Source organism: Phenylobacterium sp. (genome assembly GCF_965229015.1).
In the GTDB taxonomy this organism is placed as follows: Bacteria; Pseudomonadota; Alphaproteobacteria; order Caulobacterales; family Caulobacteraceae; genus Phenylobacterium.
Genome location: NZ_CBDDIM010000002.1, coordinates 305,755 through 331,174, shown reverse-complemented (window position 1 = coordinate 331,174; position 25,420 = coordinate 305,755). Strand labels below are relative to the sequence as shown.

The window sequence follows — 25,420 nt, the reverse complement described above, 5'->3', positions numbered from 1 at the left end:
GGTTGTTGTCGCGCCCGTGCAATGGGCTGCGACCGCTAGGCCTTGCCGAACAGCTTCAAGCCCGCGATCCCCGCCAGGATCAGACCCACGCTCACCAGCCGCGCCACGGTCACCGGCTCCTTGAACAGCACGATGCCGAGGATCACCGTCCCCACCGCCCCGATCCCAGTCCAAACCGCATAGGCGGTCCCCAGCGGCAAGGACTTCACCGCGATCCCCAGCAGGGCCATGGAGGCGATCAGGCTCACCCCGGTGAGCACGGTGGGCCAGGGCCGGGTGAAGCCTTCGGTGTATTTCAGGCCGACGGCCCAGCCGATTTCACACAGACCGGCGACGAACAGGATGAGCCAGGCCATGGCTGTCCTCCCAAGACCGGGCCGTCCCGGAAAAGAGAAAGGCGCTGGAGTCGTCTCCAGCGCCTGAACTCATAGCGATGTGGAGGCGCGGACGCCTAGAACTTGCGTTCCGAATAGAGCACTTCGCCCATGTCCCACTTGCCGGTGACCGAGGAGCCGTCCGGCTTCTTCAGCTGCAGGAAGACCAGGCCGATGGACTCGTGGTCGGTGAAATATTCCCACGAGTTGGTGATGCGCTTGTAGTCGGTGGCCGGCACGTAGTCGTTGCGCTGCTGGAGCAGCTCGGGCTGGTGCAGCAGGGAGAAGATGTTCAGGCCCACGATGATCGGCTTCTCGCCGTCCAGGGTGTAGTTCAGCGCGATCCGGCAGACGTCCTTGTTGGAGCCCGGCGAGAAGACGGTGAGGGTGTAGGGCTTGGCCACCAGGGTCTGGGTGTAGGTCCCGTCCCGCTTGTTGACCTTGAAGCCGAGATCCTTGGTGGCGAGCTTGCTGATGTCGCCGCCGCGCACCAGGGGCACGCAGATGCGGTTGATCACGTCGATGATCTGGCCAACCTCACCGGTGGTGGGGACGGTGTAGACCTTCTCCGGCTCGGGGGCCGGCGCCGGCGCGGCGGCGGGCGCCGTCGCGGGAGCGGGCGCCGTTGCGGGGGGCGTCATGGGCGCCGCCGCCTCGGGGGTCGTCGCCGGGGGCGCGGCCGGAGCGGCGGTTTGCGCGGCGGCCGAAGTGGCCAGGCCGGCGGCGATCAGACTGATGATGGCGGTACGCATAGACGGGTCCCCTGACTTGCGATCTATCACACTCAAAGTGGCCGTCCCTCGCAAGCCCCCTAGCGCGGGAATACGGCCAAGGCGAGGCGCTGCCTAGATTGCAGCCTCGACAGCCTGCTCGGCCAGGATGGTCAGGCCATCGGGCGTCACGTCGGCGAATCCGCCCTGTACGTCGAAGGCCTGGACGCGGCCGTCGTTGAACACCTTCACGCGGCCCGTCTTGAGGGTCGTCATGAAGGGCGCATGGCCGGCGAGCACGCCGAAGTCGCCTTCGGACCCGGGCGCGTCGACCTGGTCGACCTCGCCCGAGAACAGCTCACGCTCGGGCGAGACCAGGGAGAAATGCAGCTTGCCGGCCATGGCGCTTAGGCTTCCGAAGCGAGTTGTTCGGCCTTGGCCACCGCGTCTTCGATGGAGCCGACATTGTAGAAGGCGGCTTCCGGCAGGTGGTCGAACTCACCGTCCACCACCGCCTTGAAGGAGCGGATGGTGTCTTCCAGGCTGACGAAGATGCCCGGCATGTTGGTGAACTGCTCGGCCACGTGCAGCGGCTGGGCCAGGAACTTGGAGATCTTCCGGGCGCGGGCGACGGTCAGCTTGTCCTCTTCCGACAGCTCGTCCATGCCCAGGATGGCGATGATGTCCTTCAGGGCCTTGTAGGCCTGCAGGGTTTCCTGGACGCGGCGGGCGACGTTGTAGTGCTCCTCGCCGATCACCAGCGGGTCCATGATCCGGCTGGTGGAGTCCAGCGGGTCCACGGCCGGGAAGATGGCCTGGGCGGCGATGTCGCGCGACAGCACGGTGGTGGCGTCCAGGTGGGCGAAGGAGGCGGCGGGCGCCGGGTCGGTCAGGTCGTCGGCGGGCACGTAGATGGCCTGGACCGAGGTGATCGAACCCTTGGAGGTCGAGGTGATGCGCTCCTGCAGGTTGCCCATCTCGGTGGCGAGCGTCGGCTGATAGCCCACGGCCGAGGGGATGCGGCCCAGCAGGGCGGACACTTCGGAGCCGGCCTGGGTGAAGCGGAAGATGTTGTCGATGAAGAGCAGCACATCCTTGCCCTCTTCGTCGCGGAAGTACTCGGCCTGGGCCAGGCCGGTGAGGGCCACGCGGGCTCGCGCGCCGGGGGGCTCGTTCATCTGGCCATAGACCAGGGTGCACTTGGAGCCTTCGCCGCCGCCCGGCTTGTTCACGTTCGACTCGATCATCTCGTGATAGAGGTCGTTGCCTTCGCGGGTGCGTTCACCCACCCCGGCCAGCACCGAATAGCCGCCGTAGGCCTTGGCGATGTTGTTGATCAGCTCCTGCATGGTCACGGTCTTGCCCACGCCGGCGCCGCCGAACAGGCCGATCTTGCCGCCCTTGGTGTAGGGGCAGAGCAGGTCGATGACCTTGATCCCGGTGACCAGGATTTCCGCCGAGGTCGCCTGCTCGGCGAAGGACGGCGCGTCCCGGTGGATGGGGGCGAAGAACTTGGAGTTGATCGGACCGGCTTCGTCGATGGGGTCGCCGATGACGTTCATGATCCGGCCGAGCGTGGCCGGGCCGACCGGCACGGTGATGGCGCGGCCGGTGTCGAAGACCGCCTGGCCGCGGGTCAGACCCTCGGAGGTGTCCATGGCGATGGTGCGGACGGTGTTCTCACCCAGGTGCTGGGCGACTTCCAGCACCAGGCGGAAGGGCTGGCCCGTCCGCTGGTCGGTGTTGGTGGTCTCCAGGGCGCCGAGGATCGGCGGCAGGTGGCCCTCGAACTCGACGTCGACGACGGCGCCGATGATCTGGACGATGCGGCCGGTGGCCACGGCGCCGGCCGGAGCGACCGACTTGGGCGTGGCGCTCTTGGCGGCGGCGGCCTTGGCCGGCGCCTTGACGGCGGTGGCGGCGGCGGCTTTCGGGGCCGCAGCCTTCGGGGCGGGGGCGGCCTTGGTGGCGGCCGGCTTCTTCGGGGTCGTAGCCATGGGTCGAACTCTTTCGGTCTAGAGCGCTTCGGCGCCGGAGATGATCTCGATCAGCTCCTTGGTGATCTGCGCCTGGCGTGTACGGTTTTTCTTCAGGTTGAGGGCGGCGATCATGTCGCCCGCATTGCGGGTGGCGTTGTCCATGGCCGCCATCTGGGCGGCGTAGAACCCGGCCTGGTTTTCGAGCATCGCCGACAGCACCTGGACCGTGAGGTTCCGGGGCAGCAGGGTCTCGAGGATGGTCTCCTCGTCGGGCTCGTACTCGTAGGCCGCGCCCTTGAGGTCGATGGTGGCGGCGGCGCCGGCAACCTGGGCGGGGATCAGCTGGGTCAGGGTCGGGGTCTGGACCACCACCGACTTGTAGCGGCTGAAGACCAGGGTCACGACGTCGACCTGTCCGGTCTCGAACAGCTCGGTGATCTTGTCGGCCACCGGCTGGGCCGTGGCCAGGCCGGGGACGCCGGCCTCGAAGGTGGCCACGAAGCGATCGCCATAGACCCGGCGGAACTGGTCGCGGGCCTTCTTGCCGACCGTGATGATCTTGACGTCCTTGCCCTCGGCCAGCAGGGCCACGATCTTGTCGCGCGCGGCGCGGATGATCGAGGAGTTGAAGCCGCCGGCCAGGCCGCGGTCGGAGGAGGTCACCACCACCAGGTGGCGGTCCTGACGGCCCGTGCCCACCAGCAGCTTGGGCGCGCCGTCGCCGGAGACGCCCGCCGCCAGGTTGGCGATCACCGCGGCCATGCGCTGGGCGTAGGGCCGGGCGTTCTGGGCCGCATCAGTCGCGCGGCGCATCTTCGCCGCGGCCACCATCTGCATCGCGCGCGTGATCTTCTGCGTGGATTCCACGCTTTTGATCTGGTCGCGCATTTCCTTGAGGCTAGCCATTTCTCGCCTCAGACCTTTCTAAACAACCACCAGGTGCTGTCGTCCATCACGGTCGTCCGTTTCCAGAAGAAGCCGTAATCGACCAGCACGAGGTCGGGAAACATATCCAAATAGAGGCCGCCGAAATCGTTCTTGAACAGGAGGTCGGTTTCCCCGCGATAGGGAACGGCCTCCGGCTTCGGCGAAAAGTACTCGGCGCAAAAGACATACTTGGCGGCGACCCGGTGGATCTCCCGCATCGTCGTTTCGAGCAGGCTGGGGTCCACGTGGATCAGCACGCCCGTCGTGAAGGCCAGGTCGACGGCCTTGTCGGCCATGGGGATCTTGTGGCCGAAGCCCTCGAACACCCGCTCGGCCGGCAGGACGCCGTCCTCGACGATCTTGGCGCGGGCCGAGGCATTGGGCTCGAGGGCCCAAAGCTCCATGCCCGACACCGCCGGGATGGCCCGCAGGTTGATGCCCAGGTTGGGCCCCACCTCGATGGCGCTGCCCGGCGCGTCGCCCTCCAGCTTGGAGAGCACCTCGGCCCAGACGCGCGCGCGGCCGCGAACGGCGTCGGCCGAAGCGGTGTTCCGCTCCGTATACCGATCGCCGAACTCGCCGGACCAGGCGCGCAGCGCTTTGGGCTCGGGGCTCATCGTCTCGTCAGGCGAAGGTGCTGACGAAGGCGGCGAGCGCGTCCTTCAGGGCCTGCTCGGTGTCGGCCTTGAGCTCCTTGGAGGTCCGGATGGTGTCCAGGACCTTCTGGTGCTTGGCGTGCAGGTTGCTCAGCAGCTCGGTCTCGAACCGGCCGACCTGGTTGGTCGGGATGGTGTCGAGATAACCGCGGGTGCCGGCATAGATCACCGCCACCTGCTCCTCGACCGTCAGCGGCGCGTATTGCGGCTGCTTCAGGAGCTCGGTCAGGCGCTCGCCCCGGGCCAGCTGGCGCTGGGTGGTGGCGTCCAGGTCGGAGCCGAACTTGGCGAAGGCGGCCAGCTCGCGGTACTGGGCCAGCTCGCTCTTGATGGGGCCGGCGGCGGTCTTCATCGCCTTGATCTGCGCCGACGAACCCACGCGGCTCACCGAGGCGCCGACGTTCACGGCCGGGCGGATGCCCTGGAAGAACAGGTCGGTTTCCAGGAAGATCTGGCCGTCGGTGATGGAGATCACGTTGGTCGGGATATAGGCCGAGATGTCGTTGGCCTGGGTCTCGATCAGCGGCAGGGCGGTCAGCGAGCCGGATCCATTATCCTCATTGAGCTTCGCAGCGCGCTCCAGCAGACGGGAGTGCAGGTAGAAGACGTCGCCCGGATAGGCTTCGCGGCCCGGCGGGCGGCGCAGCAGCAGGGACATCTGGCGATAGGCGACGGCCTGCTTGGAAAGGTCGTCATAGATGATGACGGCGTGCATGCCGTTGTCGCGGAACCACTCGCCCATGGCGCAGCCCGAGAACGGGGCCAGGAACTGCAGCGGGGCCGGCTCCGAGGCGGTGGCGGCGACCACGATGGTGTAGTCGAGCGCGCCGCGCTCCTCGAGGGTCTTGACGATCTGGGCGACGGTGGAGCGCTTCTGACCGATGGCGACGTAGATGCAGTAGAGCTTGGCGCTCTCGTCATCGCCGGCGTTGATCGACTTCTGGTTCAGGATGGTGTCGATCGCCACGGCGGTCTTGCCGGTCTGGCGGTCGCCGATGATCAGCTCGCGCTGGCCGCGGCCGACGGGGATCAGGCTGTCGATGGCCTTCAGGCCGGTCTGCACGGGCTCGTGCACCGACTTGCGCGGGATGATGCCCGGGGCCTTCACGTCCACCCGGCGGCGCTCGGCCACGTTGGTGAGCGGGCCCTTGCCGTCGATGGGCTCGCCCAGCGGGTTGACGACGCGGCCCAGCAGGCCGCGGCCCACCGGCACGTCCACGATTTCCGAGAGGCGGCGGACTTCGTCGCCCTCGGAGATGGCGCGGTCGTCGCCGAAGATCACGACCCCGACGTTGTCGCGTTCGAGGTTCAGGGCCATGCCCTTCACCCCGGCTTTCGGGAACTCGACCATTTCGCCGGCCTGGACATTGTCCAGACCGAAGACGCGGGCGATGCCGTCACCGACGGACAACACCTGGCCGACGTCGGAAACGTCAGCCTCTTCGCCGAAATTGGCGATCTGCGACTTGAGGATGGCCGAAATTTCGGCGGCGCGGATATCCATGTCTTCTTACGCTCTCTTCAGGGCGAACTTGAGGGAATCGAGCTTCGAACGAAGTGAAGCATCGAACAGTCGCGAGCCGACCCGCACCTTGATGCCGCCCAGGATGGACGGATCGACACGGGTCTCGATTTCAGGGTCCTTGCCAAGCGCGGTGCGCAGCGAGGCTGCGACGCCCTTGGCCTGGGCCGCGGTCAGGGCGACCGCGGTGGTGACGGTGGCCGCGACGACGCCGCGGGCCTTGGCCGAGAGTCCCTCGAAGGCCTCGATCGCCGCCGGCAGCGCCGCGAGGCGTCCGTTGGCGGCCATCAGGCCCAGGAACTTCTTGGTCGTGGAATTGAACTTGGCCTTGGCGGCCAGGGCGGCGACAGCCTTCCCCTTGTCCTCGGCGCTGAAGGCCGGGGAGGCCAGCAGGGTGCGGAAGTCCTTTGACTCGGCGCGCATCTGTTTCAGCGCCTTCAGGTCGGCCTCGACGGCCGCCAGGTTCCTGTCTTCGGTCGCGAGATCGAAGAGGGCCTGAGCATATCTGCCGCCCACATTCGAAGTCCTGGAATCGTCCGCCACTTATTTGTCCGCCCGTGCGTGTCGAAAGCCGGCGATAAGGTGCCCCTTACTGCCGCCTAAAGGCTTGAAAGCGCTTGGAAAAGCACATTGGCCGTCGAGACCTGAGTAGCCCCCTGGCCCGAAGCCGCGCGCCTGATAGCACGCGACTTTACAGGCCGCAACCAAACCGGACCCTCTAGAGCCCGCTGCGCTCATTTAACCTGCTCCGCCGGGGCCGCGTCGCGGCGGAACACCGCCGAGCCGCTGGCCGCGAGAACGCCGTTCGCCCCGACCAGGCGGGCGTGGGCGAAGACCAGGGTGCGGGTGGCCCGGTCGACCCAGGCCTCCACGGTGACGGGATCGCCGGCCGCGAGGCCGCGTCCGTAGTCGAGGGTGAGCGAGACGGGCTCAGCGCCGGGCCCCGCGGCCTGGGCCAACAAGGGCTCCAGCAGCGCGGCCGAGCCGGCGGGACCGGCCGGGAAGGCGGTCTCTTGTCTGAGGGTGTCGGTCATGTGTGCGCCCTTCTAGAGCGCGTCAGGGCGAAGTGGAAGCCGGTTCGCCCGCCCGACGCGCTCAATGTTCTTTGGGTTTCGAGCCCTTCTGCATGGGTCAGATGAATTCATCTGACCCGGAGGGCTCCGGGGGTGCGGCGCAAAAGAAAAGGGCGCCGAGGCATCTCCGGCGCCCTCAAGTTCAGGCTCGACATCAATTTGGAGCGGCTGGGAGGCTGCGCCGGGAGCCCTGAGACGCCGAAGGCGCCGGGTCTGGGCGACACGGGACGGGCTTGAGAGCCCGCCCATCCCGCATCGTAGAGAGGCCTTGGCGTCTTAGCGGTTGGCCAGCTGGGTGGCCGAGGCGGCCACGGCGTTGCAGGCGCCCAGCTTGTCGGCGTCCAGGGTCTTGCCGCCGACGCCGAAGGAGGTCACCGCGCCCACGGTCTTCGCCACGCTCTTGCAGGTGGAGGCCGCGAAGGTCTGGGACGAGGGGGCCGAGGCGACGCAGGCGTCGGCCTCGCAGAGGAAGACCGCGCCGCCGGCGATGAACTTGGCCTTGGCGGCCAGGGGGGCCTGCAGCTTGACGGTGACCGGGTCGGCCGCGAAGGCGGCGCCGGCGAAGGACAGGGAGACGAGGGCCGCGCAGGCGGCCGAAAGGGTTTGGAGCTTCATGGGAGCCCTCCAGGGTTTCGGGGAGAAAACAGATCCCCGGAGGGAACCTGGCCGTTCAGGCCGTGGGTCGCCGCGAGTATCCCCACCCTTGGCGCGCCCTGAACTAAGCATCGCTAAGATAACACTGTTAAGATCACCGGCAATCGCTTTTTTCGCAACCCCGCTATGCGGTTTTGCAGAGGTCGGGAGCGGGGCCGCGAAAGCGCCCCATTCACACCCCGTCAATCTTGTCGCGTGTTTGGTGCGCCTGAGCTATCAGTCGGCCGGACGGGGCGACGAATTTAGGACTTCATACCCTCATGGCCAATGCGCAGTCGCCAGGTCCCCGCCGGGCCCCTCGCACCCCTGCCCAGGCGGTTCTCTACTGGAGCGCTGTGATCGGGGTCTGGGGCCTGATCTTCCTGGTGGCCTTCTTCGCGGTCTTCGCCGTCGACCTGCCCGACACCTCCAAGCTCTACGACGTCAAGCGCCAGCCCTCGATCTCCTATCTGGACCGGTCGGGCGCCCTGGTGGCGGTGCGCGGCAGCCAGTACGCGCCCCCCGTCGACCTCGACAAGCTGCCGCCCTACGTGCCCAAGGCCTTCATCGCCATCGAGGACCGCTGGTTCTACTGGCACTGGGGCTTCAACCCCTGGGGCATCATCCGCTCGACCCTTTATAATGTGACCCACCACGGCGGGCCGCTGCGGGGCGGCTCCACCATCACCCAGCAGCTGGCGCGCAACCTCTTCCTCACCGCCAACCAGACCTATCGCCGCAAGGCCCAGGAGCTGATCCTCGCCGTCTGGCTGGAGGCCAAGTTCACCAAGAAGGAGATTCTCTCCCTCTATCTGAACCGGGTCTATTTCGGCGCCGGGGCCTATGGCATCGAGGCCGCCGCCCAGCGCTACTTCAACAAGCCCGCCTCCCAGCTCACCATCGGCGAGAGCGCCCTGCTGGCCGGGATGATGAAGGGGCCCTCGCGCTATTCGCCGGTCTCGGCGACCGACCGCGCGGCGCGGCGCGCCACCATCGTGCTGGACGAGATGGTCCGCACCCACGCCATCACGCCGGAGCAGCGGGCCGAGGCCTTCAAGACCCCGGTCCGCGTCAACCCGGTGCTGGCCAACCAGCGGGCCCAGTACTTCACCGACTGGGTGGACGACCAGGTCCGCTCCCTGGTGGGGGAACCCACCGAGGACCTGGTGGTGGAGACCACCCTGGACCTGCCGATCCAGACCGCCGCCGAGCAGGCCCTGCGCCGCGGGGTCGAGGCGTCCAAGGCCCAGGGCGTCGGCCAGGGCGCCCTGGTGGCCATCGACGGCGAGGGCCGCATCCGCGCCTATGTGGGCGGCTCCTCCTACACCGACAGCCAGTTCGACCGCGCCACCATGGCCCAGCGCCAGGCCGGCTCCTCCTTCAAGCCCTTCGTCTATCTCACCGCCATGGAGCAGGGCCGCACGCCCTCGACCCCGGTGGTGGACGAACCCCTGAAGATCGGGACCTGGGAGCCCAAGAACTATACCGGCCGCTTCCTGGGGCCGATGAGCCTGCAGACGGCCCTGGCCCAGTCCATCAACACCGTGGCCGCTCGTCTGGCCAACGAGGTGGGCACCGGCAATGTGGCCGCCACGGCGCGCCGGCTCGGCATCACCTCCCACATCCAGCTCGACCCCTCCATGGCGCTGGGCGCCGTCGAGGTCAGCCCCATGGAGATGGCCCAGGCCTACGCCCCCTTCTCCAACGGCGGCTTCCTGGCCAAGGGCTATGGCATCGAGCGGATCCGCACCGCCAGCGGCAAGGTCCTCTACGACCACAGCGTCGACAAGGGCGAGCGCCGGGCGGTGATCGGCTCGCCGGCCCTGCAGTACATGAACCAGATGATGCGCCAGGTGATCACCAGCGGCACCGGGACCAAGGCCCGGGTCGCGGGCTTCGACATCGCCGGCAAGACCGGCACCACCAGCGACTACCGCGACGCCTGGTTCGTCGGCTACACCGGCGGCTTCGTCACCGCCGTCTGGGTCGGCCGCGACGACAACACCCCCATGAAGAAGGTCACCGGCGGCGGCGCGCCGGCCGGCATCTGGCGCGACTTCATGACCGCGGCCCTGCCGCGCCTGAAGACCCAGGCCATCCCGGGCGGCGTCGTGGCGCCGCCGGCCGTCGAGGCCCCGCCCCCCTCCGATCCCATCGGCGACATCCTGTCGGGCAATGGCCCGGCCAAGACCGAGGCCCCGGCCGAGAAGCCCGCCGAAGAGATTCCGTACTAACTCAAGACCCGCTCATCCTCGCGAAAGCGGGGATGAGCGGAGTGGGATCAGGCCCCGAACGCGTGCAGGGCCGCGCCCTGGGCCCGCAGCCAGGCGCGGTGGGGACGCTCGTCCCCCACCAGGGCCTTCACATGCCCCCAGAAGCGGGGGCCGTGGTTGAGCTCCAGCAGGTGGGCGCATTCGTGGGCCACGACATAGTCGGCCACCTCGAAGGGGGCGAGCGCCAGGCGCCAGCTGTAGCGGATCGAGGCGGGCTTGCCCGGCAGGCCCGGGCGGCAGGACCCCCAGCGGCCGCGGGCGTCCATCACGGTCACCGCCGGCATCTTGGCCCCCAGCCGGTCGCAATAGTGGGCGGTGCGCTCGGCGAAGACGATCAGGGCCTGCTTCTTCAGCATCCGCACCACGGCCCGGGAATAGGTCTCCCCCTCGCCGCGGGCGGCGATGCGGGCCGGCTCGCTCTCGCTGGCCGGGAAGTGGCGCACCGGGTGTGCGGCGGCCTCCAGCCGGCACGGCTGGCCGAACAGGGTGATGGTGATCCCGGGCGCGATGGACTGGCCCTGGGGCAGCTCGGCCAGGCGGGCGGCGATCCAGGCGGCCCGCTCGGTGGCGAAGGCCGCGGCCTCGGGCAGGCGGCGCACCGAGGGGGCGGTGGCCACCACCTCGCGCCGGGTGCGGTCCAGCCGCAGGGAGACGCGGCGGGCGCGGGTGTGGACTTTCAGGCGGACGACGGCGCCGGCCACGTCCAGCCGGTCGCCATCGGCCAGGGGGCGGCCGAACAGGGACATGGGCCCTATCTAAGCTGCTTTCCCGCGAACGGGAGGCCTCTCTTGACCCTAGGCGGCGTTGGCGGCGTCGCGGGCCTTCTCGAAGCCGGCTTCCTGGCTGCGGATGAAGGCCCGCACCCGGGGATAGATCTCCTCGCGGAACCGGCGGCCGTTGAACACGCCGTAGTGGCCCACATGGGGCTGCACATAGTCCTGCTTGAATTCGTCCGGCAGGCTCGAGCACAGGGTGTGGGCGGCCTGGGTCTGGCCGATGCCGGAGATGTCGTCGTTCTCGCCCTCGACCGTCAGCAGGCCGATATCCTTGATCTTGGAGGGCTGCACCGGCCGGCCGCGATGGGTCAGCTCGCCCTTGGGCAGCAGGTAGGACTGGAACACGTAATCCACCGTCTGGAGATAGAACTCCTCGGGCAGGTCCAGGACCGACAGGTACTCGTCGTAGAATTCCAGATGCTTCTCGGCGGCGTCGCCGTCGCCCTTCATCAGGTCCTCCAGGTAGCGCTTGTGGGCGTCCTGGTGCTTCTCGGCGTTCATCGACATGAAGCTGTAGAGCTGCACGAAGCCCGGATAGACGCGGCGGCCAAGGCCCGGATAGGGGGCCGGCACGGTGTCGATCATGTTGGATTTGAACCAGGCGAAGGGCTTTTCCTCCGCCAGCTTGTTGGTGACGGTGGGCGACAGCCGCGCGTCGATGGGCGAGCCCATGAAGGTCATGGTGCCCGGGCGGCTCTCCTCCTCGTCCTCGGCCATCAGGGCCGCGGCGGCCAGGACGGCGGGGCCCGGCTGACAGACGGCGACCACGTGCGGGCGCGGGCCCAGCAGGCGCAGCATCTCGCGGACATGGTCGAGATAGTCGTGGAAATCGAAGCGGCCGGCGTGCAGGGGCACGTCGCGGGCGTTGGACCAGTCGGTGATGAACACCTCATGGTCCTGCAGGAAGGCCTCCACCGTGCCGCGCAGCAGGGTGGCGAAGTGGCCCGACAGCGGGGCCACGATCAGCACCGCCGGCTCCAGCTCCCGATGCCCGGCCTTGCGCATGTCGGCCATGTTGCGGCTGAAGTGGGTGAGCTTCACCCAGGGGCTGGACCAGACCTCGGTCTGGGTGACCCGCACCGGCTTGCCGTCGATCTCCACCGAATGGATGTTCCAGGCCGGGCGGCCGTAGCGACGGGTCAGGTTGGCGAACAGGTCGGCGCCGGCGAACAGCCGCCGTCCCAGGTCGCTGTCCTTGGCCGGATTGAGCGGCGACGACCAGAAATTCCGCGACATCCGCGCGGCGAACCGCAGGGGCGTGGAGGCGTAATAACCAGCTTCGTACAGGGTATAGAGCATACGCGATGGTCCCGTTGTGCAATGCAGCATGCACGCCGAGGCTTAAGAGAGTCCACCCCTGTTTGGTTGCAAGCTGCGGCGTGGGGACGCGGTGGCGCTTAGGGCTCCCCCGCTGGCGCGCCATCTCCCCCACATCGGGCTGGGCGCTGGGGGAGGATCTGGACCGGCTCAGCCCTCGCGCATCGCCGCGCTGACCTGGGTCACCACCTCGTCGGGGCCGATGCCGAAGGGGATCACCCGGTCGAAGGCGCCCTTGGGGTTCATCAGGTAGCTCGGGGTGGAGTGGTTGATCAGGTAGTCGGCGCCCTCGCCGGACTTTTCGTAGAACACCCGGTAGGCCTTGGCCGCGGCGGCCACCTGGGCCGGGGTCCCGGTCAGGCCGATGGTCCCCTTGGGAAAGGCGTCATTGGCCAGGTAGTTGGCCATCTGGGCCGGGGTGTCGCGCTCGGGATCCACCGAGATGAAGACGAACTGCACATCCTTGGCCTTGGGGCCCAGCCGCTCCTGGGCCTGGGCCATCACCTGCAGGGTGGTGGGGCAGACGTCGGGGCAATAGGTGAAGCCAAAGAAGACCACGCTCCACTTGCCCTTCAGGATCTTCTCGCTGACCGGCTTGCCCGCCTGGTCCACCAGCTGGAAGGGACCGCCCACCAGGGCGGTCTGCTTGGGCTGGAACATGCCCGAGGAGACGGCGAAGGCGCCGGCCAGGATCACCGCCAAAACGAGGGCGGCGATCACGATAAGGTTGCGGCGGGGCATGGGTGAACCTTTTGTCTCGTCAGGGGGCGCGATCTGCACGATGCTCCCCCGGCGATGGCGTCAGTACACACCACGACGCCGTCGGGGCCAGCATCGGGCCTCGATAGGCAAACCCCGGCTTCGGCGCAAGGCGAGCTCGCCTGGGACATGCGCGGGGCCGGCCACGGGCGGTTGCGCATGCGCACCCTCGTCACCCTGCGCTGGACCCTGATCCTCGGTGAGGTGAGCATCCTGCTGGCGGGCGGGCTGCTGCTGGGCTTCCGCGCCCCCTACGCCCTCTGTTTCGGCCTGATCGGCGCCGCGGCCTGGATCAACCTGCTCACCGGGGTCGCCTCTCCGGGCCAGAGGATGATCGCCGACTGGGAGGCCACCGCCCAGCTGGCCTTCGACATCGCCCAGATCAGCATCCTGCTCTACCTGACCGGCGGAGCCGCCAACCCCTTCGTCCTGATGCTGATCGCCCCGGTCACCCTGGCGGCCGCCACCCTGCCCCTGCAGCCCCTGCTGATCCTGGGCGGGGCCGCCGTGGGCGCTTCCATCGCGCTCGCCTTCTTCCACATGCCCCTGCCCATGGCCCACGGCCAGGCCCTGGACCTGCCGATGAGCTTCATGCTGGGCGCCGCCGGGGCCAATGTGGCGGGCATCGCCGTGATCGCCGGCAGCGTGCGCCAGGCCGCCGCCGAATCCACCCGCATGGCGCTCGCCCTCGACGTCACCCAGACGGTGCTGTCGCGGGAGCAGAGGCTCTCGGCCCTGGGGGCCCTGGCCGCCGCCGCGGCCCACGAGCTGGGCACCCCCCTGGCCACCATCGCCATCGTCGCCAAGGAGATGGCCCGCGAGGCCGACACCCCCCAGGTCAAGGAGGACGCCGAGCTGCTGATCGCCCAGGCGGCCCGCTGCCGCGAGATCCTGCGCCGGCTCACCGACGCCCCGGCCGAGGCCTCCGACGAGGTCCACGAGCGGATGAGCCTGCTGCAGCTGGTCCACGAGGTGATCGAGCCCCACGCCGGCGTGAAGGGGGTCCGGGTCGAGGCCATCGTCACCGGTGCGGCCGGCGTCGCCTCCCCCGACATCTGGCGCATGCCCGAGGTGCTGCACGCGCTCACCTCCTTCGTGGAGAACGCCGTCGATTTCGCCACCTCCGAGGTGCTGATCACCGCCCGCTTCGACGCCCAGAGCGTGTCGATGGAGGTCCGCGACGACGGCCCCGGCTTCGCGCCGGAGGTGCTGGCCAAGCTGGGGGAGCCCTATGTCACCACCCGTCCGGGGGCGGAGGGATCGCGCACCGGCCACATCGGCATGGGCCTGGGCTTCTTCATCGCCAAGACCCTGTTGGAACGAACCGGAGCCGTGGTGACTTTCCAGAATGGGCGTCCCCGCGGCGCGGTGGTTTCCGCGCGCTGGCCGCGCGCCCGCATCGAGGCGCCGACGAGCTGAGGATCTGCGGGATTGTTCTTGCGCGGCGCGATCAAGCCGCGACATGATGCCGCAGCGAGCGAACACGACGAACAAGAATATCCGGGGTTGCGTAATGACCGATCTCTCCGCCGACATCGCCGCCCTCGCAGACAAGAGCCTGCTGGTGCTGGATGACGACGCGCCGCTGCGAACGCGGCTCGGGCGGGCCCTGGAACAGCGCGGCTTCGAGCCGGTCCTGGTGGGCTCCGTCGCCGAGGCCCTGGCCGCCGTCCGCGCCGCGCCCCCGGCCTATGCGGTCCTGGACATGCGGCTCGAGGACGGCACCGGCCTGAAGGTGGTGGAGGCGGTCCGCGAGGCCCGGCCCGACGCCAAGGTGATCATGCTCACCGGCTACGGCAACATCGCCACCGCCGTCGCCGCGGTGAAGTCCGGGGCCATCGACTACCTCTCCAAGCCCGCCGACGCCGACGACGTGGCCCGCGCCCTGCTGGCCCGCAAGGACGAGAGCCCGCCCCCGCCCGAGAACCCCATGAGCGCCGACCGCGTGCGGTGGGAGCATATCCAGCGGGTCTACGAACTCTGCGGCCACAACGTCTCGGAGACCGCGCGGCGCCTCAACATGCACCGCCGCACCCTGCAGCGCATCCTCGCCAAGCGCGCCCCGCGCTAGGGCTCCAGCAGCACCGCCGACCCGCCCGCCGCGCGCAGGGCCGCCAGGCGGCCGAAGGCGATGGTGAGCGCCTTGCGCCGCGCCCCGGCCAGGGGCGAGAGGGGCGCCTCGCGCAGCACCGCGCCCCCGAAGGCGTCGCAGATGATCAGCCCCGGCTCCTCGGGCAGGATCTCCCGGGGAAACTCCGGGGCCACGGCGAAGGCGAAGTGGTCGCAATAGGGCATGTACTCGCGCCACTTGCGGTCGACGCGGAAGTCCTCCAGCCCCGACTTCACCTCGACGATCAGGATCTGGCCCTTGCGCGACAGGGCCATCAGGTCGGCGCGGCGGCCGTTGGGCAGGGTCACCTCGGCCAGGGGCGCGAAGCCCAGGTCCACCAGCAGCCGCGCCGCGCCGCGGGTGACGGCGGTGGTGATCTCCGGCCGGGTGATGGTGACGATGACGTCCATGACCAATTCTTGTTCCGGCTTCGTTCCGGATGCAAGGGGAGTCAAGCCTCCGGGTCGGGCCGATCCCGCGGAGTCTCGCCGATCACCACCGACCGGTAGACGGCGATCCGCGTCCGCAGCAGCTCGATCTGGCGGCGCAGGTCCTCCAGCACGGCGTCGGGGTCGCCGACCTCCCAGCTTCGGGGTTCTTGGGGCGGTTGCGTCATCTGGAGCCCAACCCGTCAAACGGGTGTCATGTTCCCGACATCCGGAACGCCCGGACTAATTTCGGGCGGGCAGCGGGAATTCCAGGCGGCTGACGTCGTAGCCCAGCTGCTTGACCCGGGTGATGGCCTGGGCCTTGGCGGTGGCGCTGAGGGTCGGGCGCTGGGACATCAGCCACATATAGTTGCCGTTCGGGGTGCCCAGGATCAGCCAGTCGGACTTGTGGTCCAGCACCCAGTATTCCTGGCTGAGCATGCCGCCGAAGAAGCTCATCTTGATGCGGGCGTTGGTCTTGGGGTCGATGACCTTGGCCTTGGCCTTCCACTCGGTGGCCGGCGCGGTCAGCCCGCCCTTGTGGCAGGCCTGGACCACCGCATAGGTGTCGCCGGTGCGGACCCAGTCGGAGGTCCCGCCCTGGCAATCCTTCTGGGTCTTGTTGGGCAGGCGGGCGACCTCGTACCAGCGGCCGGTCATCTTGGTCAGTTCGATCTTCTCGGCCGGCGGCGCGGGCGCGGCCACGGCGGGCGCGCCCATCAAGACGGCGGCGGTGAAGAGCGCGGGGGCCACGATACGCATGGTCATCATCGCTAACCGTTACCTGCAGATTGTGAAACTTCAAACGCCCCCCGCGCGAACGGAAGGCGTGGGACAGGAACAGCAGGAATTAGACCATTACAGGGCGTTCATGATCGCGCTTTCGCCCCGTTTCGGCGGAAAACCGCGTCCCTGACCGCCTGGAGGCGCCGCCGCCCCGTGCCATTCTGGCCTAGTCGTCCGCCAACTCGATGGTGGTGATCGGCACCCCGGCCTCGCCGAGGATCTGGGCGGCCAGGTCGAAGCTGGGGCCCCAGCGCTGGTGGCGGTGCTGCGGGTGGGGCAGGCGATAAACCTGGGCGACGCCGGCCTGGATGATCAGCTTGGCGCACTCGGCGCAGGGGGTGAGGGTCGTGAACAGGGCCGCCCCGTGCACCGAGCGGGTGGCGTTGAGCACCGCATTGACCTCGGCGTGGATCATGCGCGGCAGCTTGGCCTCGGGATCGGCCAGCAGGGCGGCGTCATCGGGGATGCGGTCGGGAAAGCCGTTGAACCCCAGCCCCACCACCCGCTTACGCTCGTCCACCAGCACCGCGCCCACCCCGCCCTTGGGGTCCTTGGACCAGGAGGCCACTTCCAGGGCCAGGCGCAGGAACCGCCGTGACCAGGTGGGGGAGAAGGTCTGCATCGGGCGCGGCGTCCAGGCGGCGGAGAGAGGCCGCTGTCTTGCCGCGCGGGAGCCCGCGGGGCAAGCGCCGCGCCCGCGCCCCCTACTCCGCTGCGATGGTCAGGTTGGCGGCCACCCGGTCCTTGAAGTTGATCTTCTGCAGGTACTTGATCCCCTCCTCCGCGATGTCGTCGCCCACCATGCGGTCGCCCTCGGCCTTGAGCTCCTCCATGTCGACATACATGCCGTAGAAGGCGCGCGTCCGGTCGGTGATGATGCCGGCGTTCAGCAGGGTCTTGATGAGCACGCGGAAGATGTTCGACGCCTCCTTCATGTCCTCGCGGCGCGCCTCGTCGGTGGCGATCAGCTGGATCTCCTCCAGCACGCGCATGGGATCGAGGCCGAACTCCTCATAGAGGGCTGTCTGCTCCGACGGCGAGACCAGGTTGAACAGCACCGCCTGGAAGCAGTGGGCGGCCCAGTCCTCGACGATCTGGTGCTCGGCGGGGCTGAGCTTGGGGATGGTGCGGTCGGCCCAGATCTTCCCGAACTTGTGGTGGAAGGCCTCGTCGGTCATCACCAGCTGCATCAGCTGCCGGCCCAAGGGGTCGTTGAGCTTCTGGTAGAAGGTGGCGAAGGCGCCCATGGCCAGGCCCTCCACCAGCATCTGCATGCCGATGATCTTCTTGTAGACCTCAGGACTGCCGATGATGTCCACCAGCAGGTCCTGCAGCACCTTGCTGCACTCGATCGGCCGGCCCCAGCGGGCCTTGATGTACTTGGCGAAGGCCGTGACGTGGCGGGCCTCTTCGCGGGTCTGGTTGGCGGCGTATTCCTGCGCCCCCTGGTCCAGCAGCACGTGGCACAGGCTGGCCGACAGGTTCAGCGCCCCCTGCTCGCCGTGCAGGATCGAGGAGAAGGAATAGAGCAGCGACTTGTTGAGGAACTGGGCCCGCAGGGCCGGCGTGTTCAGCTTGTCCTTGACGTAGTCGGTCTGCAGGGCGGCTGACAGCTCCTCGGGCATCAGGGCGTCGTTCTCCATGTCCCAGGGGGCGGAGAAGTCGATATATTTGGGGTCCAACGGATCCCAGAAATGGTCGTGGGTGGCCGAGATGATCTTGTCGAAGGCCGTGGACCGGTTGCCGTAGCGGTCCAGGTCCAGCATGGCCTCGAAATCGTCCGGCGCCACGGCGTCGTAGATGATGTCCTTGGTGATGTTGCCGTCGGCGGCCATGGGGAGGCTCCTCCTGATATTTTCGCGGAGCTTCATCCTCAATTCGGGGATCGTCAAAGGAAAATGACACACCCGTCAGTTTTGTAATCTTGAGGCTTCATCATCCTCGTCATCTCGGACGCCGATAGGCGATCCGGGACCCAGGGGCCCAGCGCGCCGCCCCTGGGTCCCGGCTCTCCGCTTCGCTACGGCCGGGATGACGGCGCCGTTGCTGGCCAATGCGCAATTGCGCCACGGCCCCCTAGGCCATCCCCGCCACCCACCGCCGAACCCGCGTCTCCAGCACCGGCAGGGGCAGGGACCCCGCCCCCAGCACCAGGTCGTGGAAGGCCCGCTGGTCGTAGCGCGGCCCCAGCGCCGCCCGCGCGTCGGCCCGCAGGGCCAGGATCTTCGACTGCCCCACCATATAGGCGCAGGCCTGGCCCGGCATGACGAAGTAGCGGCGGACCTCCGAGGCGATCTTGCCCGCCGGCTGCGGCGAGTTGGCGCTGTAGAAGGCCAGCGCCTGCGCCTCGCTCCAGCCCTTGGCGTGGATTCCGGTGTCCACCACCAGCCGGATCGCCCGCCAGATCTCGCGCCCCAGCCGGCCGAAGTCGCTCACCGGGTCGGTATAGAACCCCACCTCCTTGGCCAGCCGCTCCACATAGAGCCCCCAGCCCTCGGCATAGGCGCCGTAGCCATACTGGGTGCGGAACACCGGCAGGCCGGTCAGCTCCTGGGCGATGGAGATCTGCAGGTGATGCCCCGGCAGGCCCTCGTGATAGGCCGTGCCCTCGATCTCGTAGATCGGCGTCGCCCGGGTGTCGGCGAGATGCACATAGAATATCCCCGGCCGCGAGCCGTCCGCCGCGCCGGACGCATAGTGCGCCGCCCCGCCCGGCTCCTCGCGGAAGGCCTCCACCCGCTTCACCACCAGATCGGCCTTGGGCAGCCGGCCGAAGAACTCCGGCAGCCGGGCCTTCATCCCGGCCAGATACCCCTCCGCCAGGGCGAGGTAGCGCGCCCGGCCGGCGTCGTCGTTGCTCACATAGAACCGGTCGTCGGACCGCAGATAGGCGAAGAACGCCTCCAGCGTTCCGGCGAACCCGATCTTCCCCTTCAGCACCTCCATCTCAGCCCGGATGCGCGCCACTTCGGAGAGGCCCAGGGCATGGATTTCATCCGCCGTCATGTCGGTGGTGGTCTGCTGGCGCAGCATGGCCTGGTAGAAGGCCGCCCCGTCGGGCAGGGCGCCGGCCCCCTGGGGCGACACCGGGGCCTTCTCCCGGTCGGCCGCCAGCCAGGCGCCCAGCCGGTCATAGGCGGGCTTCATGGAGCCGGTCATGGCGGCGGCCGCCCCGCGCACGAAGCCCGCCTCCTGGCCCGCATCGATCTTGCCCGCCCCCCGCAGAGCCGCCGCCTTGGCCTTGGCGTCGGCGAACAGGGCGGAGTCCGCCCCAGGGTCGAAGGGCGCCCCCGTGGTCAGCCGCTTCACCTCGCTGGCCGACTGGTCGTAGGAAAACCGCGGCATCCGCACCCCGGCCGCCGCAGCCCGCCTGGCCTTGTCCAGCTCCACGTCCAGGGCCGGACCTATGGCCGCGAGCCTGGCCACATAGGCCGCCATGTCGGCGGCGCTATCGACCCGGTGCTGGTTGATCATGAAGTTGGGCAGGCCGGTATGGGCCCCGTTGCGCGCGAAGACATAGACGTGCCCCCGCCACCGATAGGCCTCCTCGGCCCGGGCCAGCTCGAGGGCCCAGATATCGTAGGAGGTCCGCGCGTCCTCCCCGAGCTTCCCGCTCCCGAACCGCCGCCTCATCTCCGCGACGCTCTTGCGCCGCCAGTCCAGCCGCGCCGCCTGGGCCGCCTCGCCCAGGTCGGTGAGCCGGTCGTTGGCGGTCTTGCGCCCCAGCTGGGTCAGCCGCTCGGGATCGAGGGCCAGTTCCTGCTCGAAGGCCGCGTCGAGATAGGCGGTCAGCGCCGCGTCGAGGCCGCCCGCGGGCGCCGCGCCGCGCGCGCCGGACGCCACCGCCGCCCCGGCGATTCCCAGTCCGAAGTCACGTCGCGAGAGGCGCATGGGGGAAACTCCTGCCAGATCCGAGGGCCGACCCTAGTCGTCTTGTCTTCGCCCGACACGACGAAAAACGCCCGCCGGGATGAGCGGCGGGCGTCCGTCATGTCCAGGAGGCGAACGGCTACTTCTTGCCCTTGTCCAGCTTGACCTTCGAGGCCGTGAACCGCGCCTCGTCGGCGGGAACCAGGCGGAAGCCGCCGGTCACCACGCCCATGCGCACGGTCTGCTCGGCATAGTAGGTGGCGCCCGGTTCGACCTCCAGGCGCAGCCGGTCCTCGGCCTTGTTCACCGCCATCGGCCCGGTGATGTTGTAGCTGTGGATGCCCGGCTCGGCCTCCAGGATGAAGGCCCCGCCATTGGGCAGGTCCCCCAGCACGGCGGCGTCCTTGGCCGGCTTGCCGTCATCGCCCACCTCGACGATGTGGTAGGTATAGATCGCGCCGGCCAGCCGCGAGGGCCGGAAGAAGTAGATGCGGCCCTTCTCGCTCGGCGTCGTCGCCTGCGCGGTGGGCGCGGGCGCGGCCTCCGCGGGCGTAGCCGGTGCGGCGGGCGCGGCGTCGGCGGGCGCGGCGGCCTCGGCGGGCGCGGGCGCGGGCGGCGCCTCCTGGGCGAAGGCCGAGGCCCCCAGCAGCAGCGAGACGGCCGTGGCGGCCGCGATGGTCAGGTTCTTCATGGTCTTCCCCCGGTCTATGGACTGTTCGCGTAGAGCGGCAGGTCGACGTCGTCCGCCAACCGCACCGTCGCCCGCGCGCCCGCGGGAATCTCGATCTCGCCGCCCTTGATGAGGATCGAGGCGACCCCGACATAGGGGACCAGCATGACCCCGGTCGCCAGGTCCACCCGGCTCTTGCCCGAGGTCATCAGGGTCATGCCCCGCACCCGCACCTGCTGGCCGTTCAGGTCCAGATAGCGGGCCGAGATGATCAGCTTGCCCTGCTTGCCGCTGATCCCGGCGCGGGCCACGTCGATCACCTCGCCCTGGCCCGGCGCCCCGGCGGCCACCACCTCGACCCCGTCGCGGACGAGAGGCGCCGCCAGCCGGATCGAGAACCGGTCGGCCAGATGGCTGGTGAGCGAACTGATCGTCTCGGCCATCTCGACCTCGACCGGGGTCCCGGCGGGGAGATGCAGGACCACGGGCGCGGGTTGAACCGGCGGCGCGACGGCGGCCCCGTCAGGGGCGGCCTGCGCCACGGCGAACGAAAGAAACACGGCCGCCAACATCAAACCACCAAGCGTTGCAGCACCATGGCGCAGCTCTACCGCAGGAGCAAGAGGCCCCCTCCCTCCCCTTCATGGGGAGGGTGGACGGCGGAACGCCGGACGGCTGGGGAAGTGTGGCGGGTACCCTCCACCCCTGATCGCTGTCGCGCCCTCCCCATGAAGGGGAGGGAGGGCGCCCTACTGGCCGTCCTCCGCCAGCGTATGCGCCACCACCGCATTGGCATACCCATGCCCCATCCCGTGCTCGCTCTTCAGCATGGCGACGAGCTCCATGTGCCGGGCCGGCATCGCCGCCCGCACGAGGGCCTTCCACTCGGCGATCGGCCGCCCATAGGTCTTCTCGATGGACGGAAAATAGGCCGCCGGGCCTTTGATCTGGTCGTCAGCCATTGGGTGGTTCTCCGGGTTGGTGCTCGAAGGACGGACGGAGAGCGGGCCTTCCGACCTTGAGGAACGATCAACTTGGTGATGGGCCTCTTGGCATCGTCGGTTTCAGGTGGGAACGGCGCTCCTGTCCCTCTATTAGCCTAGGTCGTGCGCCAATCCTGACTTGATGGATTGCGCCTGGAGCTCCATCGCTAGCTCAACATTCCCAAGCCCTTGAATGTAAGTAAGGTCAGAACCTCTCCAGAAGGCGTACGAACGGTATGCTCGTACACCTCGTGATCTTCCGCCCCTCTGCGATCAAACCAAGCATCGGCGCCAATGAGCATTGGTTGCGGACGATCTACATTCCCATGCAACGCCTCAAATGCATTCGATTGGGCATCCAATTCATCCCGCGGAAACCAGCGATCGGGAACATCAGGGCCGCGCTTGAACCACTTTCGCCCAGCGACGCCATGACAAATCAAAATCGAAGGTTCAGGCCCGAAATCCACAACCCGCAAAGCGGTTGCGCTTCGGCTTGTCCGGAATAGAGAAGCTAGGGCGTCAACCGTCGCGAAAGTAGAACGCTTCAACTTTTGGGCGGCGGGCTCAAAGAGATAGGGCGGCATAAGCAAATCAGCTGCAAACGCGTCTGCCACCCTTTCTGGATGAGTGAGACTCCTGGCTTGGCTACCAATTTCGTCAGATCGGCAGATCGAGGATTTACCCCTGTGGAAATGCCAGTGTCCGAGTTCGTGCCCGATCGAGAAGCGAATTCGAGTAGGCCGATGGCGGTTATCGACCGTGATGATTGCGCGGCCCCCGAACCCGATGATCCGAGCCTCACAGCTTTCCAGCGGCGCGTATCTCACTTCCGCACCGAGACACCACGCAATCGCCTCAAGGTCGATTTCCTTTGGATCATCGACCCCAAGACTTAAGAGGAGCGTCTCTGCAGCGGTAAGCCTTCTCAACGAATGTTACCCTCGTCGTCCAAAGCGCCGAGCTCGACCAAGTCGAGAAGCACCGTATCGACCTCCTGCTCAGATAAACCATCGCCATGGCGAGCAGCCATCGTCAGCCTATTCTTCAGCGGCCCGTCGTTTGCGGCGAAGGCCTGAAGAATTTTCTGCTTTTCCGTCGCCGGAAGTGCCGTGATTGCCGGACGATTGCGAAGCGCACGAACCGCTCCCAATTCATCTCGGGCAGCAGCAAGTTTACGCTTTCCGTGCGCTGCCATGGCGGCGGCTATTTCCCCACCGACCTCTGCTGCGAGTACAGCGGGATCGCCACCGTCAGCGATCACCTCAGCGATTAGCTCTTCATCCGAAAGGGCCAACAGGTCTTCAATTAGTGGGTCGACTATTCGAGAGAGCTTCCGACGCGAGTCGTCAGCACTCATGTTCGAAAGCCTGTCGGAAAGCGCACTTCGATCCGACGTCGAATGCGTCGGCGAGCAGTCGCGTATTGTGTCGAGTTCAGGCCGGTGAGTTCGCGGATCGCGTCGGCATCCAGCCCGTCGATATCAGCCATGATAATCATCTGCGCCTCCTCATCGTCCGCAAAGAGGGTGTCGAGCGCTTGTAGGCGCTCGACAAACTCATCGCGTGCTAGCCGCATCTCTTCCGGATTCCGGTCAAGAGAGCGAACATTAAACGGGCCTTCGGTCCCTGTGGCCGAAAGCGACTGTGTTCGAGGATGGAGTGCGACGCTAGCGCGCTCGGCCGACACGATGCTTCGCATCGCATTTGCCAAAAATATGACCGGTGCGGTTTTCCGCGGACAGCGCCGATTGCCGTCTAGGGCACGCAGCACAGCCTCATTAATCAGGTCATTGATCTCGTAGCGTGTTCCATCGGCAAACAAGCGCGCGGCTTTCCTCAAACGGAGCTTGTCCGCCTGCGTAAAGCAACTGACCGCCTCCCGAAACTCGTCGGGCGTCAGACTGTCGTGCGCTTCCTCTTCGATGGGTCGCTCCCTCCCCGCAGCGTTAGGCCGTCCTCAAGCTCGCCTCGGACATGGCGAGGATTTTTCTTTGCCGACGTCCGGCGAGGTCCGATGCGCCGCCTAACAAGCTGAAGGGCCAAACGGACTTCGGGGCGCCGCCTACGCCGAGGCGAGCGAATCCCAACTTCGGCGGGAAAGTAAAGGACTACATCGATGTCGGGTAAAAATCAGCACGTCGTCCCCCACGGGGGAAACTGGGCCGTTCGCGGGGCTGGAAACAGCAAGGCGACTTCCGTTCATGAAACCCAACGCGAGGCGATCGAGCAAGGTCGGCAGATCGCGCAGAACCAGGGCAGCGAACTCCTGATCCACGGCCGCAACGGTCAAATCCGGGACCGGGACAGCCACGGGAACGACCCGTTCCCGCCCAAGGGCTAAGCAAGAAGAGGGCGGTGCTGCGTGCGCCGCCCTCTTCTATGGAGAACAGAAATGCAATTTGACGGTGCGGTAATTCGCGAACAAGGCGTCACCTTTGCAGTCGTGGTGGTGAAGAGACACGTCCTTGACCACGCGCCACAAGCTGCTGACGCGGTCGAAAACTTTAGCGGCGTGTTTCCCGGATTGCCGCTGGTGCTGATGGCCCAGGACGGTAGCGGACGCCCGACCTACTACGGCCGACGAGATATCGTGAATTTCCTGTCCCGCGTCTCGCCCAGTCGCATCCCGTGGCGACGCTACACCCTCAACTAGGCGGAGACTGATCTAGGCTGTGTATCTTGTGACCTGGGACCTTAACGGCGAAAAGCCAAACTACGCGACCGCACGCGCACGTTTCGTGGGGCGGCTCGATCAGTTTGAGAACATCAAAGACCCCGGCTTGGACAGCGTAAGGTTTGTCTCCACCAATTGGACGGCCAATCAAATTTCCGACGACTTGCGCACCTATCTGGACGACAACGACAAGATCGTTGTCACCAAACTGGTGAGCGGCAACCACCAAGGATGGCTGGCGAAAAACGTGTGGGACTGGATCAACGCACGTCTCTAGCGGCGAAGTTCCATTTGATCCTCGTGACCAAGTTCACGGTCCGGTCGATAGAGCGATAGAATCGACGCGCTCGCGGGTCCTCGTATGATGTTAAGGTCGTCATACTCGGGCCGCTTCGCCCCCTACCCCCTCCTCGCCGCCTCGATCCTCGCCACGTCGATCTTCTGCATGGTCATCATCGCCTCGAACACCCGCTTGGCGACCGCCGGGTCGGGGTCGGTCATGGCCTCGGTGAGCTGGCGGGGGGTGATCTGCCAGGAGAAGCCCCAGCGGTCCTTGCACCAGCCGCACTGGCTCTCCTGGCCGCCGCCCCCGACCAGGGCGTCCCAGTATTTGTCGGTCTGCGCCTGGTCGTCGGTCTCCACCACGAAGGAGACGGCCTCGGTGGGCTTGAAGAGGGGGCCGCCGTTGAGGCCCATGAAGGCCTGGCCCAGGACGGTGAACTCGACGGTCAGCTCCTGGCCGGCCTGGCCGTCGGGAAAGTCGCTGGGCGCCTTGGCGGCCGGGCCGACATGGCTGTCGGGGAACAGGCCGGCATAGAACTCGGCCGCCTTGCGGGCCTCGCCGTGGTCGAACCACAGGCAGGTGGTGAGCTTGGCCATCGTCGTCCTCCTTGGATGG

32 protein-coding genes are annotated in these 25,420 nt (G+C 67.6%); 6 read left to right on the top strand and 26 right to left on the bottom strand.

The genetic code is table 11. The annotated features are described in order from the left end of the window. Positions 1–35 precede the first annotated feature (35 nt). The 10 genes from sugE to ACO06I_RS17785 form a co-directional block, all read right to left on the bottom strand. The gene (sugE, locus tag ACO06I_RS17830; RefSeq protein ID WP_421933965.1) at positions 36–356 is read right to left on the bottom strand and encodes a quaternary ammonium compound efflux SMR transporter SugE; all 321 of its coding nucleotides are present in this window, start codon (positions 354–356) and stop codon (positions 36–38) included. Positions 357–451: 95 nt separating this feature from the next. Beyond that, positions 452–1,126: a hypothetical protein gene (locus tag ACO06I_RS17825; protein WP_421933964.1), complete on the bottom strand. Its 675-nt coding sequence runs from the start codon at positions 1,124–1,126 to the stop codon at positions 452–454. A 93-nt stretch (positions 1,127–1,219) separates the two neighbouring features. Beyond that, entirely contained in the window at positions 1,220–1,486 is a 267-nt protein-coding gene (locus ACO06I_RS17820) for an ATP synthase F1 subunit epsilon (protein WP_304699530.1), read from the bottom strand. A 5-nt stretch (positions 1,487–1,491) separates the two neighbouring features. Next, on the bottom strand, positions 1,492–3,081 hold the full coding sequence (gene atpD, locus ACO06I_RS17815; protein WP_421933963.1) for a F0F1 ATP synthase subunit beta: 1,590 nt from the start codon (positions 3,079–3,081) through the stop codon (positions 1,492–1,494). An 18-nt stretch (positions 3,082–3,099) separates the two neighbouring features. After that, positions 3,100–3,969 (bottom strand): F0F1 ATP synthase subunit gamma, encoded by an 870-nt coding sequence (locus tag ACO06I_RS17810; RefSeq protein WP_421933962.1) that lies wholly within the window; start codon positions 3,967–3,969, stop codon positions 3,100–3,102. Positions 3,970–3,977: 8 nt separating this feature from the next. Next, positions 3,978–4,607: a pseudaminic acid biosynthesis-associated methylase gene (locus ACO06I_RS17805; protein ID WP_421933961.1), complete on the bottom strand. Its 630-nt coding sequence runs from the start codon at positions 4,605–4,607 to the stop codon at positions 3,978–3,980. 7 nt (positions 4,608–4,614) lie between these two features. Then, positions 4,615–6,150: a F0F1 ATP synthase subunit alpha gene (gene atpA / locus ACO06I_RS17800; protein WP_421933960.1), complete on the bottom strand. Its 1,536-nt coding sequence runs from the start codon at positions 6,148–6,150 to the stop codon at positions 4,615–4,617. Between the two features lie 6 nt (positions 6,151–6,156). Next, entirely contained in the window at positions 6,157–6,711 is a 555-nt protein-coding gene (locus tag ACO06I_RS17795) for a F0F1 ATP synthase subunit delta (protein ID WP_421933959.1), read from the bottom strand. A gap of 191 nt (positions 6,712–6,902) precedes the next feature. Beyond that, positions 6,903–7,202 carry a PaaI family thioesterase gene (locus ACO06I_RS17790; RefSeq protein WP_421933958.1) on the bottom strand — a complete coding sequence of 100 codons (300 nt, stop codon included), beginning with the start codon at positions 7,200–7,202 and terminating at the stop codon, positions 6,903–6,905. Between the two features lie 315 nt (positions 7,203–7,517). Further along, positions 7,518–7,856, bottom strand: a complete 339-nt coding sequence (locus tag ACO06I_RS17785; RefSeq protein ID WP_421933957.1) for a CC_3452 family protein — start codon at positions 7,854–7,856, stop codon at positions 7,518–7,520. A 299-nt stretch (positions 7,857–8,155) separates the two neighbouring features. On the opposite strand from ACO06I_RS17785, the gene ACO06I_RS17780 reads away from it, so the two are divergent. Beyond that, positions 8,156–10,108 carry a transglycosylase domain-containing protein gene (locus ACO06I_RS17780; RefSeq protein ID WP_421933956.1) on the top strand — a complete coding sequence of 651 codons (1,953 nt, stop codon included), beginning with the start codon at positions 8,156–8,158 and terminating at the stop codon, positions 10,106–10,108. A 47-nt stretch (positions 10,109–10,155) separates the two neighbouring features. On the opposite strand, the gene ACO06I_RS17775 is transcribed toward ACO06I_RS17780, so the two are convergent. The 3 genes from ACO06I_RS17775 to ACO06I_RS17765 form a co-directional block, all read right to left on the bottom strand. Continuing rightward, positions 10,156–10,893, bottom strand: coding sequence for a M48 family metallopeptidase (locus tag ACO06I_RS17775; protein WP_421933955.1), 738 nt, complete (start codon positions 10,891–10,893; stop codon positions 10,156–10,158). Positions 10,894–10,941: 48 nt separating this feature from the next. Beyond that, on the bottom strand, positions 10,942–12,222 hold the full coding sequence (locus tag ACO06I_RS17770) for a polyhydroxyalkanoate depolymerase (RefSeq protein WP_421933954.1): 1,281 nt from the start codon (positions 12,220–12,222) through the stop codon (positions 10,942–10,944). Between the two features lie 168 nt (positions 12,223–12,390). Then, complete coding sequence (locus tag ACO06I_RS17765) at positions 12,391–12,981, bottom strand: SCO family protein (RefSeq protein ID WP_421933953.1); 591 nt, start codon at positions 12,979–12,981, stop codon at positions 12,391–12,393. Positions 12,982–13,035: 54 nt separating this feature from the next. On the opposite strand from ACO06I_RS17765, the gene ACO06I_RS17760 reads away from it, so the two are divergent. Next, positions 13,036–14,418 carry an ActS/PrrB/RegB family redox-sensitive histidine kinase gene (locus tag ACO06I_RS17760; RefSeq protein ID WP_421933952.1) on the top strand — a complete coding sequence of 461 codons (1,383 nt, stop codon included), beginning with the start codon at positions 13,036–13,038 and terminating at the stop codon, positions 14,416–14,418. 94 nt (positions 14,419–14,512) lie between these two features. Further along, a complete protein-coding gene (locus ACO06I_RS17755; protein WP_421933951.1) occupies positions 14,513–15,070 on the top strand; it encodes an ActR/PrrA/RegA family redox response regulator transcription factor in 558 nt (185 codons plus the stop codon). Here the strand turns inward: ACO06I_RS17755 and mmcB are convergent. The 12 genes from mmcB to ACO06I_RS17695 all read right to left on the bottom strand — a co-directional run bounded on the left by mmcB (position 15,067) and on the right by ACO06I_RS17695 (position 23,670). Next, positions 15,067–15,519 (bottom strand): DNA repair putative endonuclease MmcB, encoded by a 453-nt coding sequence (mmcB, locus tag ACO06I_RS17750; protein ID WP_421933950.1) that lies wholly within the window; start codon positions 15,517–15,519, stop codon positions 15,067–15,069. The genes ACO06I_RS17755 and mmcB overlap by 4 nt on opposite strands. 41 nt (positions 15,520–15,560) lie before the next feature. After that, positions 15,561–15,725, bottom strand: coding sequence for a hypothetical protein (locus tag ACO06I_RS17745; protein ID WP_421933949.1), 165 nt, complete (start codon positions 15,723–15,725; stop codon positions 15,561–15,563). A 55-nt stretch (positions 15,726–15,780) separates the two neighbouring features. Continuing rightward, on the bottom strand, positions 15,781–16,299 hold the full coding sequence (locus ACO06I_RS17740) for a lipocalin family protein (RefSeq protein ID WP_421933948.1): 519 nt from the start codon (positions 16,297–16,299) through the stop codon (positions 15,781–15,783). A gap of 190 nt (positions 16,300–16,489) precedes the next feature. Beyond that, positions 16,490–16,945, bottom strand: a complete 456-nt coding sequence (locus tag ACO06I_RS17735) for a deoxycytidylate deaminase (RefSeq protein WP_421933947.1) — start codon at positions 16,943–16,945, stop codon at positions 16,490–16,492. 82 nt (positions 16,946–17,027) lie between these two features. Continuing rightward, positions 17,028–18,158: a ferritin-like domain-containing protein gene (locus tag ACO06I_RS17730; RefSeq protein WP_421933946.1), complete on the bottom strand. Its 1,131-nt coding sequence runs from the start codon at positions 18,156–18,158 to the stop codon at positions 17,028–17,030. A gap of 241 nt (positions 18,159–18,399) precedes the next feature. Further along, positions 18,400–20,214: a DUF885 domain-containing protein gene (locus ACO06I_RS17725; protein WP_421933945.1), complete on the bottom strand. Its 1,815-nt coding sequence runs from the start codon at positions 20,212–20,214 to the stop codon at positions 18,400–18,402. A gap of 118 nt (positions 20,215–20,332) precedes the next feature. After that, on the bottom strand, positions 20,333–20,884 hold the full coding sequence (locus tag ACO06I_RS17720) for a hypothetical protein (RefSeq protein WP_421933944.1): 552 nt from the start codon (positions 20,882–20,884) through the stop codon (positions 20,333–20,335). Between the two features lie 14 nt (positions 20,885–20,898). Beyond that, the gene (locus ACO06I_RS17715; protein ID WP_421933943.1) at positions 20,899–21,423 is read right to left on the bottom strand and encodes a hypothetical protein; all 525 of its coding nucleotides are present in this window, start codon (positions 21,421–21,423) and stop codon (positions 20,899–20,901) included. Between the two features lie 189 nt (positions 21,424–21,612). Beyond that, the gene (locus ACO06I_RS17710; RefSeq protein WP_421933942.1) at positions 21,613–21,825 is read right to left on the bottom strand and encodes a DUF4287 domain-containing protein; all 213 of its coding nucleotides are present in this window, start codon (positions 21,823–21,825) and stop codon (positions 21,613–21,615) included. Positions 21,826–22,013: 188 nt separating this feature from the next. Next, a complete protein-coding gene (locus tag ACO06I_RS17705; protein ID WP_421933941.1) occupies positions 22,014–22,778 on the bottom strand; it encodes an ImmA/IrrE family metallo-endopeptidase in 765 nt (254 codons plus the stop codon). After that, entirely contained in the window at positions 22,775–23,206 is a 432-nt protein-coding gene (locus tag ACO06I_RS17700) for a hypothetical protein (RefSeq protein ID WP_421933940.1), read from the bottom strand. Before ACO06I_RS17700 ends, ACO06I_RS17705 begins: the two co-directional genes overlap by 4 nt. Then, positions 23,203–23,670: a hypothetical protein gene (locus tag ACO06I_RS17695; RefSeq protein WP_421933939.1), complete on the bottom strand. Its 468-nt coding sequence runs from the start codon at positions 23,668–23,670 to the stop codon at positions 23,203–23,205. Before ACO06I_RS17695 ends, ACO06I_RS17700 begins: the two co-directional genes overlap by 4 nt. Positions 23,671–23,964: 294 nt before the next feature. On the opposite strand from ACO06I_RS17695, the gene ACO06I_RS17690 reads away from it, so the two are divergent. From ACO06I_RS17690 to ACO06I_RS17680, 3 genes are read left to right on the top strand one after another with little or no spacing between them, the layout of a single operon-like run. Next, entirely contained in the window at positions 23,965–24,189 is a 225-nt protein-coding gene (locus ACO06I_RS17690; protein ID WP_421933938.1) for a DUF2188 domain-containing protein, read from the top strand. A gap of 51 nt (positions 24,190–24,240) precedes the next feature. Then, positions 24,241–24,501, top strand: coding sequence for a hypothetical protein (locus ACO06I_RS17685; RefSeq protein ID WP_421933937.1), 261 nt, complete (start codon positions 24,241–24,243; stop codon positions 24,499–24,501). Positions 24,502–24,529: 28 nt separating this feature from the next. Beyond that, positions 24,530–24,799, top strand: coding sequence for a hypothetical protein (locus ACO06I_RS17680; RefSeq protein ID WP_421933936.1), 270 nt, complete (start codon positions 24,530–24,532; stop codon positions 24,797–24,799). A gap of 122 nt (positions 24,800–24,921) precedes the next feature. Here the strand turns inward: ACO06I_RS17680 and ACO06I_RS17675 are convergent, their stop codons facing one another. Then, complete coding sequence (locus ACO06I_RS17675; RefSeq protein ID WP_421933935.1) at positions 24,922–25,401, bottom strand: VOC family protein; 480 nt, start codon at positions 25,399–25,401, stop codon at positions 24,922–24,924. Between the last annotated feature and the right edge of the window lie 19 nt (positions 25,402–25,420).